The organism is Dyella sp. (assembly GCF_036384435.1).
Taxonomy (GTDB): domain Bacteria; phylum Pseudomonadota; class Gammaproteobacteria; order Xanthomonadales; family Rhodanobacteraceae; genus GSA-30.
Window position 1 is genome coordinate 1 of sequence record NZ_DASVMI010000148.1, and the last position, 13941, is coordinate 13941.

A 13941-nucleotide genomic window follows, 5' to 3' on the forward strand; every position below is an offset into this window, starting at 1 on the left:
CGATAGATATCCACTTCGGCGAGCAACCAGAACGCCGCTCCACCCCAGTAAGTGCGGCCCCAGGTGTGGGTGTGATCAAGTCCCTGGTCGCCGGCCGCGGGTTGTCCCTTGGGCATATCCGTGACGGACCACTTCCATACGTCGGCAGGTTTTAGCTGTCCGGCCTGGGCGCGAGCGATCGGCTCGACATACGTGGCATTACCCTCCATCAACCAGGCGTGATCGTCACCGAGCTCCGGCAATGCCAGGTGCGTCATCTCGTGAACCAACATCCAGTCCTGATGATAGGCGTCTTCGTCGACTTCACGCCCGACGTGCAAGCGAATGGCTGAGCCATCAAAACCATAGGTCGTGCCAGGCCCCAGACGACCGCCCTCTTCTGCGATCACCAACAAGCCGACGTGTCGTACTGGAAAACGACCAAAATACGTGACGACGGCCATGGCGCTGCGCTGGATCCACGCCCTGGCTCGCGCACGATCAAGCCCCTGTGCGCCATCGGCAAAAACGATATCGAGCGTGCCGCCGCCCATCGACAGGCTTTCGTGCGGCTGTTCGCGCAAGGCGCCGTACAGTTGGCCAGGATGCTCATAGTCGCGCTGCGACCACGCGCTCGGCAACCAGGCCGCAGCCACGGCGGCACCGGCGGTCATGAACAGGAAACGGCGTCGATCCATGGGCAACTCCAGGGCGTGCCTAGTGCTGGATGGAGGCGCCGATGATCGCACCGCCCGGGCCATCCTGGATGAATGCCGCGGTGGCAAGGCCAGCCATCGATGCGGCCGGCACCACATAATCCTCCGCGGCGCCATGCCAGGTACCCAGCCGCAGCAACTGGCGAACAATATTGCGATGCGGCAGCACACGCCCCTCGTTCTCACCGGCGCCAATGGGAACTTGCTGCGTACGGGGGTCAAAGCGCACCAGCCAGACATCGGCATTGGGGTGACCGCCACCGGCTACATGCAGCGTGTCGCCCTGCCAAGCCAGCGTGGGACGTGCGCCTTGTGCGTGCAACGCCTCGGCAATTGCATCGGTTAGTTGGGCTGCATCGGTGCCGACCAGGTCGCGGCGACCATCAACGAAGACTTGCGGCGTCCACACATCGCCGCGTCCCCGGCGTCGTGCATAAGTCCACTGGCGATCGGTGAATGCCTGGCTGGCGAATGTGTCTTTCCATCCCAGGTCGTCCCAATAGGTCACCGCGAACGACAAGGCCAATACATCGGAGCGGCCCGCCAGCGCATTGAGATTAGCCTCGGCCGGCGGGCACGACGAGCAGCCCTGGCTTTGGAACAACTCCACTACGACCAAGTGCCGGTCAGCTGGGGCCGGTATGTCTTGGGCATGGATTTCATCGAGCGCGGTCAGCGCCATCATGCCTGCCAACAGCAGGCCAAACCGACGTGAACGATTCATGCGCCGACCTCCGTAACGATGTCACGAAGGTATTCGCCACACGATGGCAACGGTTACCTTGCCACACGTATCAATCGATCGGCTTCATGTCGCCATCGGCGATATCGCGAGCATCGGTGGTGAGCTTGCCAGCGGCATCGACATGGAACGAGAACATCCGCGGTGACACGCCCGGATCGCCACCACAGTGTTCGTCGTGCTTCTCGTGCACGTCCACGTCCACGCCCTCGGCGGTGCGGTCACCCACCAGATAGTCGATGCACTCGGGCTTGAGCGAGGTCAGGTGATTGCGGGCAATCGAGGCGCTGACCTTGGCGATCACGGCATCATCCTGCGCGTCGTTGGCCGCGGATGAACCCGCTGCGGCAGGTGCCGGTGTGGACGCCGTTGCCGGCGGCGTGGTCGATGCTGTGGTCGCGGCGGCCGGGGGCGGCGCCGTGGCGGACTTGCCCGGCGCCGTACCGCTCGCCGACTGATCGGAAGAGGAACATGCGATCAACGTCAGGGCAAACAAGCTGGCAAACAGCAGTTGGGGACATTTCATGGCAATCCTCTTTTGACGAGGGATCAGGCTTCCGGACGCATATACGGGAACAGCAGCACATCGCGAATCGAGGACGCGCCGGTCAGCAGCATGACCAACCGGTCGATGCCGATGCCCAGGCCACCAGTCGGCGGCAAGCCCACTTCCAGGGCACGAATATAGTCCGCATCGAAGTGCATCGCTTCATCGTCGCCCGAATCCTTGGCATCGACCTGGGCCTGGAAGCGAGCGGCCTGATCTTCCGGATCGTTGAGCTCGGAGAAGCCATTGGCCAGCTCCTTGCCATTGATGAACAGCTCGAAGCGATCGGTGATGCCCTTGTCGGTATCGTTCTCACGCGCCAGCGGCGACACCTCGACGGGATGGTCGATAATGAAAGTCGGCTGCACCAGGGTGTGTTCGACGGTCTTCTCGAAGATTTCCAGCAAAAGCTTGCCCCAGCCGTAACCCGGCTTGACCTGGACGCCCAGCCGGCGGGCGTGCGCAGCCATGGTCTCGCGGTCACGCAGTTCCTCGCGCTTGATCTCGGGGTTGAGTTCGAGCACCGCGTCTTCCATCTTCCAGCGGCGGAACGCCGGGCCCACGTCGATGGCTGCCCCGTCCCATTGCAGTTGGGTAGTGCCTAGCACATGGGTGGCGGTATCGCGAATCACCGATTCGGTGAGGTCCATGATCTCGTGGTACGTGGCATAGGCCTGGTACAGCTCGAGCATGGTGAATTCAGGGTTGTGCCGGGTGGACACGCCCTCATTGCGGAAATTGCGGTTGATCTCGTAGACGCGGTCGAAGCCGCCGACCACCAGGCGCTTGAGGTAGAGCTCTGGCGCCACGCGTAGGAACAGGTCGATGTCCAGTGCATTGTGGTGGGTGATGAACGGGCGAGCCGTGGCGCCGCCGGGGATGATGTGCATCATCGGCGTCTCCACTTCCATGAAGCGGCGCGGCTCAGCCTCCAGCCACTTGCGCATGTAACCGATGATGCGCGAGCGCAACGCAAAGGTGCGGCGCGCCTCATCGGTGACGATCAGGTCGACGTAGCGCTGACGATAACGTTGCTCGACGTCAGACAGGCCATGGAACTTGTCCGGCAACGGACGCAGGCTCTTGGTCAGCAGGCGCAAGCTATCGACCTTGACCGATAGTTCGCCGGTCTTGGTACGCATCAGCACACCCTCGGCGCCTACGATGTCGCCCACATCCCAGGTCTTGAAGGCCTTGAACGTCTCCTCGCCCACCGTGCCCTGGTGGATGAACAACTGGATACGACCGGTGAAATCCTGCATCTGCACGAAGGCGACCTTGCCCTGGTCACGCTTGAGCATGATGCGACCGGCCACCGTGACCCGGCGCCCCAACGCCTCGATCGCTTCGGCGGTATGGACGTCTTTATCGGCGAACCCGGCCTGCAAGTCACCGGCGAAGGCATCGACCTTATGGTCATTGGGAAATGCCACGCCCAGCCCACGCAGCGCTTTGAGCTTCTCGCGCCGCTCGGCGATCAGCTTGTTTTCGTCGGTCGGCTGGGTGGTCTGGTCGTCGTTGCTCATTCGCTTCAATCGTAGTTAGGGGGTGGGAGACGGGTGGTGGGGGCGCAACTCCGCTCGGCTGTTTCGAGCTTGTTGTCCAGAGATTTGCGCAATCCCCGCCGTATACGGTCTAGTTTGTCACATTGCCGCACAGCAACTTCGTTTTGGGCCGGATCCATTGAACCCAGTCTGGCCGACAATTCGAGCTGTGTTTCCAGTTTAGCTATCGAACCGCGCGCTGCAGACAAAAAAGCGCGCCAAATCCCTGGCCTCACCTCGGGCATGGCCTTCGGCGACATTGGATGGAACCGATGTGGCCGCCCGCCGCATTTGCCCGGCAAGTCCATATCGCTCTTCAACAGGTAGCAGGAAGGCAATGGCATGGATCTGTTCGACCAACACCATGGCTTCCTGCCAAGCCTCCAAGTCATGAAAGGATCACAATCCTGCGTCCCCACTACCCATCTCCCATTTCCTCAAATCATGCGTCGACGCGCTTTGCTCCTGCGTCCAGCCCCGACTTCAGGCTGGCTTCGACGAATTCGTCCAGGTCGCCGTCGAGAACTTTCTGTGTGTCGGAGCGTTCCACGCCCGTGCGCAAGTCCTTGATGCGACTCTGGTCGAGCACGTAGTTGCGGATCTGGCTACCCCAACCGATGTCGGACTTGGTGGCCTCCAGCGCGTCCTTCTCGGCGTTGCGCTTCTGGATTTCCAGCTCATACAGCTTGGCGGCCAGCATCTTCATAGCGCGATCGCGGTTGGCGTGCTGACTGCGCTCGGTCTGGCACGCCACCACAACACCGCTGGGAATATGGGTGATACGCACGGCCGACTCGGTCTTGTTCACGTGCTGACCACCGGCGCCGGAGGAGCGATACACGTCGGTCTTCAGGTCGGCCGGATTGATGTCGATGTCGATGTCATCGTCCACTTCGGGCGATACGAAGACCGAGGTAAAGCTGGTATGGCGGCGGTTGTCGGAGTCGAACGGGCTCTTGCGCACCAGACGATGCACGCCGATCTCGGTCTTGAGCCAGCCGTAGGCGTAGTCGCCTTCCACGCGGAAGGTGGCCGATTTGATACCGGCGACGTCGCCACCGCTGGCTTCCAGCAGCTCGGTCTTCCAGCCACGGGATTCACACCAGCGCAGGTACATGCGCAGCAGCATTTCGGCCCAATCCTGCGCCTCGGTGCCACCGGCACCGGCCTGGATATCGACGAAAGCGTTGTTGGCGTCCATCTTGCCGGAGAACATGCGCTGGAATTCCAGCTTGCCCACCTGCGCATCGAGTTTGGCCAGATCGTCGACCACCGACTGCACGGTGTCCTCGTCGCCGTCGGACGCGGCCATGTCCAGCAATTCACCCGCATCGGCCAAGCCGGCGGTCAGTTGGTCGATGCCGCTGACGATGGTGTCCAGGCGGGCTCGCTCACGGCCCAATTCCTGGGCGCGGGGCGGATCGTCCCATACATGGGGGCTCTCCAGCTCCCGGCTTACTTCTTCAAGACGTTCGCGCTTGGTAGGGTAGTCAAAGATACCCCCTAAGCGATTCGACGCGGCCCTTGAGGTCCGCAATCTGCGCATGGATCGGATTGGTCTCGATCATTGGAATGCTATGGCTGATAGTGACCTTGTAGGATAGCAGACCCGCCGCGGTCCATAGGGACCCTGGGCCATAGTGGGGCGGGATAGCCCACGCATCGCGGGAGATCGCTGGCAATGAACGTATCGAAGGGCAACCTGACAGCCCTTGCGGGCAGATGCCGGACTGGCTGCGGTAGGCACGGCCGCATCATCACTATGGGCCATGTTTGTCGGGTTGCCCCCTATCTGGCATGGACGATGATGCAGACAAAGGCAGTCGGAACATTGGTTTCCGGATGCCTGGCAGTAGCCGTGGCATGGGGCATGGGGATCCAGGGCGCGGTGGCCCAGGATGCGGCCAAAGCATCGCGTGTGCCCGGGCTCGACGATCGCCGCGCGGAAAGTATCGATATCCAGCATATTTTCAATGCGATGCAAAAGGGTGACCTCGAAGCAGTGGCCGATATCTACAAGGCATCCAGCGACGCGGCAACGCACGTGGTGGCTGCCATGGTCATCGAGCGCATGCATGACAACCTCGATGCCTCGACCAGGGACGCACAAACCTGCGAGGACTCGCTCATCGACACCCGCCCGGGTATCGCGTTGATGTGCGGACAATTCGCCAGCGGCAATCTGCGCCTGGCTGGACGCGATGCGGACGCCATGGACAAGGAAGCGGCGCTGATCAAACGCTTCGAAGGTCATGGACTGGATCGTCAGATCGCCGGCATGAAGACGTTTGCCCAGCACGGAGCCAAGCGCTTCGCGCTATCGATCGACAAGCCCAAAACTGCGGTCACGGTCGCGCTCATCGACCAGGAACATCGCAACAGTCCTTATTTCAAGATCACGGCGAACAGCCACAACATCGAAGCCATGCTGGATACCGGCGCCAACGATTTCGTGGTCGGCGATGCACAGGCGCGAGACCTGGGCGTGGAAATCGTCGATGACAAGGCCATGTTTGGCGGCTGGCTATCGCATGGCATCCAGGGCAAGCATGGCCTGCTCAAAGAACTGCGCCTGGGCAACATCACTTGGCACAACGTGCCTGTGCTGGTCGTGCCGCGCCAAATCACCCTGATCGGCGTCAATCTGGTAGCGCCGCTCGGTACTGTACGTGTCAGCAAGGACAAACTGACCATTTCTCCGGATGGCGAATCGGGGCAGCCGACCTGTACTTCGCCCATGCTGATCGCCTCGACCTTCTGGGGTGAAAGCATGAAACTGATGCCACAATTGCAGATCGAGGATCAATGGCAATCGGTGATGCTCGATACCGGCTCTCATCGCTATCTGCTGGGAACGCCGGAGGCCCTGAAACAGGCCACAGCCCTGCATCGCGGCAAGGAACTCATGGGTGACATCGGCGGTACGCATGAGGCCAATACCCGATCGGCCAAGATCAAGCTCACCATCTCCAATCAGCCGTTCGAGGTTTATTTCGATGTGTTGACTGACAGCCAGATGGCATGGCCGATCACGTTGGGCGCGGGTGCACTGCGGGACATGGATTTCGTACTGGATTTCAAGAACCAGCACTTGTGTTTCCCATTGCACGAGCATCTGCGATAGCGCGTTTCAGCGCGCGCTGCCGAGCCATGCAGCTGGTACGGCATGCACGCGGCAGAGGCCGCCACGGCGAAGACCGCCAGGTTGATCAAGGCCAGTTGCGAACAGAGCCAATAGCCAAGATCAATCACACAGCCAGGTACGGTGCGGCCTGCATATTGTTCCTTCCACTCGCTTCTTGCGGCCGATCATGCCGTTACCCCGCAAACTCTGGCGTTAAAAACCAATGGGAAGCGATTGTGTCAGGACATGGCCCGGAGTTATCTCCGGGCCATGGGGATATTCATGCCGAGAGTGCCTGTTGATGTACATCGCGTATCGCGCGTCCGGACGGATCGGCCGCGGCAGCGAAGGCCGGGTCCCAGGCGAGCGCCGCCGGCGACGAGCACGCGATCGACTTACCGCCGGGCACGGTCGCCGCACAGGCCTCGCCTGGAAAATAACGCTCGAAGATACGACGGTACAGGTACGCTTCCTTGGTAGCTGGCGTATTGAACGGATAGCGCGAGACAGCGGCGGCAAACTCCCGATCACTGATGGCCTGCTCGGCGTGTGCCTTGAGACCGTCAATCCACCCATAACCGACACCGTCACTGAACTGTTCTTTCTGGCGCCACAGTATCGAATCGGGCAGTGCTCCCTGGAATGCTTCGCGCAGTACGGCTTTTTCGATACGGCCCTGCCCGGCCATTTTGTACTTGGCATCCATGCTCATGGCGGTATCGAGGAAATCAAGATCAAGAAACGGCACGCGCGCCTCCACGCCCCAAGCCATCATGGCCTTGTTCGCGCGTAGGCAATCATAACTATGCAACGCATCGAGCTTGCGTACTGTCTCCTCATGGAAAGCTTCGGCAGAAGGTGCTTTATGAAAGTACAGGTAGCCGCCGAAGATCTCGTCCGAGCCCTCGCCCGAAAGCACCATTTTCACCCCCATCGCCTTGATGCGTCGCGCCAGCAGGAACATCGGGGTCGAAGCACGAATCGTGGTGACGTCATAGGTCTCGATGTGGCGAATCACCTCCGGCAGTGCGTCCAAGCCTTCCCAGAAGGAATAGACGAAACCATGGTGGACCGTGCCCAAGGCATCCGCGGCAACCTGTGCGGCCGCTAGATCAGGAGACCCTTCCAGGCCGATGGCAAACGAATGCAGGCGCGGCCACCACGCCTCACTGCGATCATCGTCCTCGATGCGTTCGCGCGCAAAACGTGCCGCACAAGCGGCCACCAGGGAAGAATCCAGGCCGCCGGAAAGCAGAACACCATACGGCACGTCCGTCATCAGCTGCCGATGTACGGCCTGTTCGAATGCCTGCCGCAATCGTGACGGTTCCAAACCGTGGCCCCGGGTCGCCGCATGCTCGCGCCAGGGTTTGTGATAATAACGCTGCAATTGCCCGTCGAGGCTGTCGTAGACATGCCCGGGGGGAAACGGCGCCACGTCCTGGCATACACCGACCAGTGACTTCATTTCCGAAGCCACGCACAGACGCCCTTGTCCGTCATGTCCCCAATACAGCGGACACACCCCCATGGGATCGCGTGCAATGAGATACCGCTGGGCCTGACCATCCCACAAGGCGAATGCGAATATGCCATTGATCTGAGCCACGAACTCAGCCATGGGCCGCTCGCCGGACTGCCGATACAAGGCATTGATGACTTCACAATCGGAGCCCGTGGTGAAATCGTAATCGCTCATCGCTCGCAACTCGCGATGGTTGTAGATCTCGCCATTGACCGCCAATGCCAGCGCGCCATCACGCGAACGCAAAGGCTGGGAACCACTGGCCGGATCGACAATGGCCAAGCGCTCATGGACCAGGATCACTCCCGCGTCGACAAATACGCCGCTCCAGTCCGGCCCGCGATGGCGTTGACGCTGGGACAGCTCAAGCGCTTGTTGGCGAAGGGCGGCCAGATCATCGCCCGGTTGCAGATCGAACATTCCGAAGATCGCACACATGACTGCATTTCCCTTGGTTGGCGTTACAAGACCAAAAAAAAGACCCGCTCGTGGCGGGCCTTTTTCGCGTGTTACGTGACTTTTCTCTCGTCTACACGCCGGCCCACCCCTCAATGCGGGGATTATTATTGGCGTTGTTATTCAGGCCAGCCGTGTTCGCGCCAATAGCGGCGTCGAGGTACGTCATGCGGTTGGCGTGGACGAAAGTCATGCGCCGACTTCACCACACCTTGTGCGTTGCCGCAAGGGGGGACTCAGCCATCCAGTGCACCAATCCAGGCCCGCGCTTGAGCCATCTGATTGTCGCCAAATAGCTTAAACTGGCACGGCATGGCGAATCCGAATAGCCTGGCCATGGTTCGTACCCAGCCGACATCGGAAACCAGCGCCACGCGTTCCCAGCCGGTGATGTGACGAAAACCCAGTTTCAGGTCGTCCCACATCGCACCCGGATCGAAGCCGGTGCAATCGTTGTCGATGTGAAACAGCACGCGCAGCTTCCGATTGAGCGCGAACGCTGCTTCGATGTCCGGGATGAGCACGGTTTCATAATCCCGGGCCGTTATCTGTCCGTGCGCGCTGAAGCCCAGCACGCCAGCAGGAAGATCACCCAGTTGCACGATCATGGCACGTCCTCCGGTTATGCATCGGGGATAACTTGCCGCCCGCGCACTGAAGTTGCCGTGAAGTCTCGCGTCGGGTTCAGGGGCGAGCAGCGAGGCGCTAGGTCGCTAGCTCGACATGATCTACTACGCTACGAAGCCTTGCCAGGAGAGATTAGGTCTTCGACACGGTCCAGATGATGCGACCTCACCCCCGGCCATCGAAACGTCAGGCCGGTTCGATATGCCGCAGCAGCAGGCGCACGCTCTCCCTGCCCTGCCAGTCATTGATGACCAGCTCATAAGCGGCACGCAGCGCACGCGGCGGTGGTGTACCGTCATAGGCATTGAACATCACCGCGTCATGCACCGCACCATCGCGCGGATCGCGCAAGCTCAGGCGCAGATGTTTCTCGCCCATGGTTTTCCATTGCGCGCATTCGAACACGTTATCGAACAACGGCTCGGGAAACGCCTGTCCCCAAGGGGCGGCGTAACGCAGTTGCCGCGCCAGATCGAGCGTGAACGCGCCGGGCGGAAGTTCCCCGTCGGTATACAGCATGGCCTGCAAGGCTTCTTCGCTGAGCCATTCGCGTGCCAGCCCGTCGAAGGCATCGGCGAAGCGCTGGAAGTGCGCAGCCTTGAGGCTGAGGCCCGCAGCCATGGCATGGCCGCCGAAACGCTCGATCAGACCGGGATGCCGGGCATCGATCATAGCCAGTGCATCGCGGATGTGGAAACCGCCGATGGACCGCGCCGAACCGCGCAAGTCATCGGGATCGTCTTCGCTGGCCGGAGCAAAAGCGATGACCGGGCGATGCAGGCGCTCCTTGAGTTTGGAGGCGACCAGCCCGACCACGCCCGCATGCCAACTCGGCTCATACAGCGCCACACCTGTGGCATCCGTGTCATGTGCCAGGCGCACCATGGCTTCCGCCTCGGCAACCATGGATGCCTGCAAATCCCTGCGCTCCTGGTTGATCGCGCTCAACTGCTGGGCCTGACGCCGCGCCAGTGACGCGCTATCGGCAAGCAGGCACTCCACGCCCAGGCGCATATCCTCCAGGCGACCGGCAGCATTCAGGCGCGGCCCCACGGCATAGCCAAGATCACTCGGACACAAGGTCGCCAGACTGCGTTGACTGGCTTCGACCAAGGCCACGATACCCGCGCAACCGCGCCCGGCGCGCAAGCGGCGCAGGCCTGCCTCGACCAGCACGCGATTGTTGTAATCGAGTGGTACCAGATCGGCCACCGTGCCCAGGGCCACCAGATCAAGCAACGTCGACAGATCCGGCCCCATCCCTTCGCCGAACACCCCGCTTTCGCGCATGCGCGAACGCAAGGCCAGCAACAGGTAGAACATCACCCCGACGCCAGCCAATGCCTTGCTGGGAAAGCCATCGCCGGAGAGATTGGGATTGACCATCGCGTCGGCGGCAGGCAGTTGCTCGCCGGGAAGATGATGATCGGTGACGATCACACGAATGCCCAACGCCTTGGCTACAGCTACCCCGGCCACGCTTGCCACGCCGTTATCCACGGTGACGATCAACTGCGGGCGTGGGTTCAGGGATTGGACCAGCGCGGGACTGAGCCCGTAGCCATGCACGAAACGATTGGGGATCGCATAACTGACCTGACGCGCACCGAGCATGCGCAAGCCACGCACGGCCACGGCGGTCCCGGTCGCGCCGTCGCAATCGTAGTCTCCTGCGATCACGATCGACCAATCACCTGCGATCGCCTCGATCAGCAACGCCACGGCTGCATCGATGCCACCCAGTTGTTGCGGTGGCAGCATGCGGCTGAGCCGATGTTCGGCCTGCATCGGCTCGAACACGCCGCGCGCAGCGAAAATGCGCTGCACGACTGGATGAACCTGCTCGCTCCACCCACGCGATTCGCCCTGGGGTGAACGGCGCTGCAATCGCACGGAGTTCATCGCATCGCCTTGCGCCATGCGCGCCATCGATGCCAGGGACGGTGCAGCCAACGCTCGCCGCTGGCGAACACCAAAAGCACGCGATGGCGCACGGCAAGTGCTCGCAACGCTGGCCACCATGCCTCGGCGATGGTTTCGGCGGGAAGGTCCTGCAAATCGATCAACGTGCCTGTGTGCGCCTGCTCCAAGGCCTGGGATGTGCGAGGTTGCATCACGAGACCTGCTCGGGTGGCAAGCGCACCAAGCAGCACATCGTCGCCAATCACACCGCGTAAGGAGGTTTCCACGCGACCAGGCAAGCTACCTCCACCCCACAACCACAGGCTGTTGACCGGAGGCAGCGCCTGTTGGCGGCGCAACTGGTTGACCGGGTGCTGGTGCAGCAGGATCTGCGCGTCATTGAGCAGCAATCGCCAACGCTTGCCTTCCACGCCCTGCGGTAGATGCTGGAAAAGGTCTTCGCCAAGCGCCCGCTCGGGCGAAACGAAGTCAGGTATGGTCGAACCTGCCGGCAGGCGCACGTGCCAACGATCGGGCGAGGAAAGCTCCAGGCTCATGCCTGCCTCGGCAAACAGCGGCAACAAGGGTTCGGCCAACTCGCTCGCCTGGTCCATCGATAGCCCCATGTGTCCGCAGGCCAGCAATCGAGCACCATTGAGGTCAGGTTGAATCCAGGCTGGATCGGCGCTCAACCAGACGGCATCGCCTGCATCGGCAGCCAGCAGCTCGCGCGTCAATGCTGCTGCCGGCAAGCCACCCGATATCGTAAAGAAGGCCTCAAGGCCGCCAAGATATCCCCGCGGCCCAGACGACAGCGCATCAGCACGCACGACCATGCTGCGCAACGGATGTGATGCATCGAAGCGGGCCAGGTCCGGCAGCCACCATAGCAATGATTCGGCGGCAATTTCGAGCATGCCCTGGGTATCGATCCGGTCTGATGACAAGCGGATAAGGGTACCTCATGCCCGGGGACGGCCGGTAGCGTTGGTATATCGAGGCAGCTCACGGCGCTGCCTGCTACCGCCGTGGACACCGCACGGCTTCTCGCAATATCCATGCCACGCCATCGCATGAATATGCCATGACGTGGATTTTGTGAACAGTGAAATGATTTACAAAAAAAGTAGATTTTTCTTATTGCCAGTCGAAAATACAGCGCGCTTAAATCCTGCCATCTTTTGCATAGGAGGCTGGGATTATGTCGTCACGTCGCACAAAGGATTTTGAGTCTTTCCGCCAGATTCGCTTGGGCTTGCTGGCAACCATGCTCCTGGCCTGCTTGGGCACCGTGCACGCAAAAGGCTCGCAGGTTGCCACCGACCAATACGACGCCACGCAATATCCGGTCGTGCTGGTCACGGGATTATCTGGCTCGCCGAAAATCGCTGGCGCCGTTTCATATTGGTACGGCGTTCAAAGCGATCTGCAATCGCATGGCGCCACGGTATTCGTGCCCGACATTTCCAGCTTCCAGGCCGATGAGGGCCCCAACGGGCGCGGTGAACAACTGGTCGCGTATATCCAGCAAGTGGTCGTGCAAACCGGCGCTCGGAAAGTCAACCTGATTGGTCACAGCCAAGGCGGCCTGACGGCCCGTTATGCGGCTGCCGTTGCCCCGGATCTAGTGGCGTCGGTCACCACTATCGGCACGCCGCATCGCGGTTCGCAGATCGGTGATTTCGTACAGGGCGTACTCGGCAGCAGCCCCGCGGGCGAAGCTGCCGTCGCGGCACTGGTCAATGCCTTCGGCTTCCTGTTGAGCGGCAACGCCAACCAGGATGCCAAGGCTGCGCTGGCAGCGGTCAGCAGTAGCGGCACCGCTCAATTCAATGCCGACTATCCCAGTGCGGGACTGGCCCCCACCGGCAGTTGTCGCGGCGGCGCACCTACCGAAACCATTGATGGTCACCAGCACCTGTTGTATTCCTGGGCCGGCACTGCAATCCAGCCAATCAAGATATTCGGCGTGACCACCGGCGGGAAGGACACCAGCGTCAGCGGGGCCTTCGATGGCGCCAATGCCAAGGATCCGACCACCCTGGCATTGACTGCTACCGGCAGCTTCATGCTCGCCAGTCTGAACTCCAGCGCCAATGACGGCCTGGTCGACGTGTGCAGCGCACAGTACGGCCAGGTGCTGAGCACCAGCTATCACTGGAACCACGTCGACGAGGTCAACCAGGTATTGGGCGTGCTGGGCGCCAATGCCGAAGACCCGGTCACCGTGATTCGCAATCATGTCAACCGACTGAAAAACCAGGGTCTTTGAGCATGCGCCCGTCGCGCGCGGGCGCGCTGATTGTCTTGAGCATGGCCTGCGCCGCGATCGCGTCGATCCTGGCGACACGCCATGAAACCAATGGCACGTATGAGCCAGCCGTGGCCGCACGCCCCGCCGCGAGCACAGCGTCGTCAGCGGTACCGGCGATGCTTCCGCGCGATCCATCGATGGCCATACCCCCTTCCCTGGCCAATACGGATATCCCCACGCTTTCCATCGACTCAGGTGGCCATCTGGCGCACACCCGTCAAGTGCGTGATTTCTTCGATTATTACCTTGCGGCACAACACCAGATCGCTCCGTTGACACTCGACCTGATGGTCAAGAACAGCATTGCCTCGCAACTGGGCCGTAAACCGGCTGCCATCGAGGCCGTGGACCTGTGGAAACGGTACCGTGCCTACCTTGATGCTGTGGCACAGCTGCCGCAACCTCAGGGGGCTCCAGGCGATACACTCGACTTCGATGCCGTTGCACTGGCGCTCAACCAGTACA

12 protein-coding genes and 1 pseudogene are annotated in these 13941 nt (G+C 61.3%); 3 read left to right on the forward strand and 10 right to left on the reverse strand.

Annotation, left to right across the window (positions count from 1 at the left end):
* The 6 genes from VF436_RS14675 to prfB all read right to left on the reverse strand — a co-directional run.
* Positions 1-677, reverse strand: a 677-nt coding sequence (locus VF436_RS14675) for a hypothetical protein (protein ID WP_330904778.1), incomplete at its 3' end; no start/stop codon positions are given.
* 19 nt (positions 678-696) lie between these two features.
* Positions 697-1419: a DUF1223 domain-containing protein gene (locus tag VF436_RS14680; RefSeq protein WP_330904779.1), complete on the reverse strand. Its 723-nt coding sequence runs from the start codon at positions 1417-1419 to the stop codon at positions 697-699.
* A 70-nt stretch (positions 1420-1489) separates the two neighbouring features.
* Entirely contained in the window at positions 1490-1963 is a 474-nt protein-coding gene (locus tag VF436_RS14685) for a hypothetical protein (protein WP_330904780.1), read from the reverse strand.
* Between the two features lie 23 nt (positions 1964-1986).
* On the reverse strand, positions 1987-3510 hold the full coding sequence (gene lysS, locus VF436_RS14690) for a lysine--tRNA ligase (RefSeq protein WP_330904781.1): 1524 nt from the start codon (positions 3508-3510) through the stop codon (positions 1987-1989).
* A gap of 198 nt (positions 3511-3708) precedes the next feature.
* On the reverse strand, positions 3709-3894 hold the full coding sequence (locus VF436_RS21720) for a four helix bundle protein (RefSeq protein WP_414649864.1): 186 nt from the start codon (positions 3892-3894) through the stop codon (positions 3709-3711).
* A gap of 76 nt (positions 3895-3970) precedes the next feature.
* Positions 3971-5096, reverse strand: a protein-coding gene (gene prfB / locus VF436_RS14695) for a peptide chain release factor 2 (protein WP_330904782.1) whose coding sequence is annotated in 2 segments (ribosomal slippage) — positions 3971-5020 and positions 5022-5096 — 1125 coding nt in all. Because the reading frame shifts where the segments join, the coding sequence is not laid out codon by codon here.
* A gap of 236 nt (positions 5097-5332) precedes the next feature.
* Between prfB and VF436_RS14700 the strand changes: the two genes are divergently transcribed.
* On the forward strand, positions 5333-6652 hold the full coding sequence (locus VF436_RS14700; RefSeq protein ID WP_330904783.1) for a retropepsin-like aspartic protease: 1320 nt from the start codon (positions 5333-5335) through the stop codon (positions 6650-6652).
* A 280-nt stretch (positions 6653-6932) separates the two neighbouring features.
* Here the strand turns inward: VF436_RS14700 and asnB are convergent, their stop codons facing one another.
* The 4 genes from asnB to VF436_RS14720 all read right to left on the reverse strand — a co-directional run bounded on the left by asnB (position 6933) and on the right by VF436_RS14720 (position 12079).
* Complete coding sequence (gene asnB / locus VF436_RS14705) at positions 6933-8615, reverse strand: asparagine synthase B (RefSeq protein ID WP_330904784.1); 1683 nt, start codon at positions 8613-8615, stop codon at positions 6933-6935.
* A 254-nt stretch (positions 8616-8869) separates the two neighbouring features.
* Positions 8870-9241, reverse strand: a complete 372-nt coding sequence (locus tag VF436_RS14710; protein ID WP_330904785.1) for an STAS/SEC14 domain-containing protein — start codon at positions 9239-9241, stop codon at positions 8870-8872.
* 205 nt (positions 9242-9446) lie between these two features.
* A complete protein-coding gene (recJ, locus tag VF436_RS14715; protein ID WP_330904786.1) occupies positions 9447-11180 on the reverse strand; it encodes a single-stranded-DNA-specific exonuclease RecJ in 1734 nt (577 codons plus the stop codon).
* The gene (locus VF436_RS14720) at positions 11159-12079 is read right to left on the reverse strand and encodes a phosphoglycerate mutase (RefSeq protein ID WP_330904787.1); all 921 of its coding nucleotides are present in this window, start codon (positions 12077-12079) and stop codon (positions 11159-11161) included. Before VF436_RS14720 ends, recJ begins: the two co-directional genes overlap by 22 nt.
* Before the next feature lie 284 nt (positions 12080-12363).
* On the opposite strand from VF436_RS14720, the gene VF436_RS14725 reads away from it, so the two are divergent.
* Positions 12364-13434, forward strand: a complete 1071-nt coding sequence (locus VF436_RS14725) for a triacylglycerol lipase (RefSeq protein WP_330904788.1) — start codon at positions 12364-12366, stop codon at positions 13432-13434.
* 2 nt (positions 13435-13436) lie between these two features.
* A pseudogene (locus VF436_RS14730) lies at positions 13437-13941 on the forward strand (hypothetical protein); the annotation flags it as partial.

Coding starts and splice junctions, on each gene's coding strand:
- VF436_RS14710 (WP_330904785.1), bottom strand. CDS start 9,241: ATGATCGTGCAACTGGGTGATCTTCCTGCTGGCGTGCTGGGCTTCAGC.
- recJ (WP_330904786.1), bottom strand. CDS start 11,180: ATGGCGCAAGGCGATGCGATGAACTCCGTGCGATTGCAGCGCCGTTCA.
- lysS (WP_330904781.1), bottom strand. CDS start 3,510: ATGAGCAACGACGACCAGACCACCCAGCCGACCGACGAAAACAAGCTG.
- VF436_RS14725 (WP_330904788.1), top strand. CDS start 12,364: ATGTCGTCACGTCGCACAAAGGATTTTGAGTCTTTCCGCCAGATTCGC.
- VF436_RS14700 (WP_330904783.1), top strand. CDS start 5,333: ATGATGCAGACAAAGGCAGTCGGAACATTGGTTTCCGGATGCCTGGCA.
- asnB (WP_330904784.1), bottom strand. CDS start 8,615: ATGTGTGCGATCTTCGGAATGTTCGATCTGCAACCGGGCGATGATCTG.
- VF436_RS14680 (WP_330904779.1), bottom strand. CDS start 1,419: ATGAATCGTTCACGTCGGTTTGGCCTGCTGTTGGCAGGCATGATGGCG.
- VF436_RS14685 (WP_330904780.1), bottom strand. CDS start 1,963: ATGAAATGTCCCCAACTGCTGTTTGCCAGCTTGTTTGCCCTGACGTTG.
- VF436_RS21720 (WP_414649864.1), bottom strand. CDS start 3,894: ATGGTGTTGGTCGAACAGATCCATGCCATTGCCTTCCTGCTACCTGTT.
- VF436_RS14720 (WP_330904787.1), bottom strand. CDS start 12,079: ATGCTCGAAATTGCCGCCGAATCATTGCTATGGTGGCTGCCGGACCTG.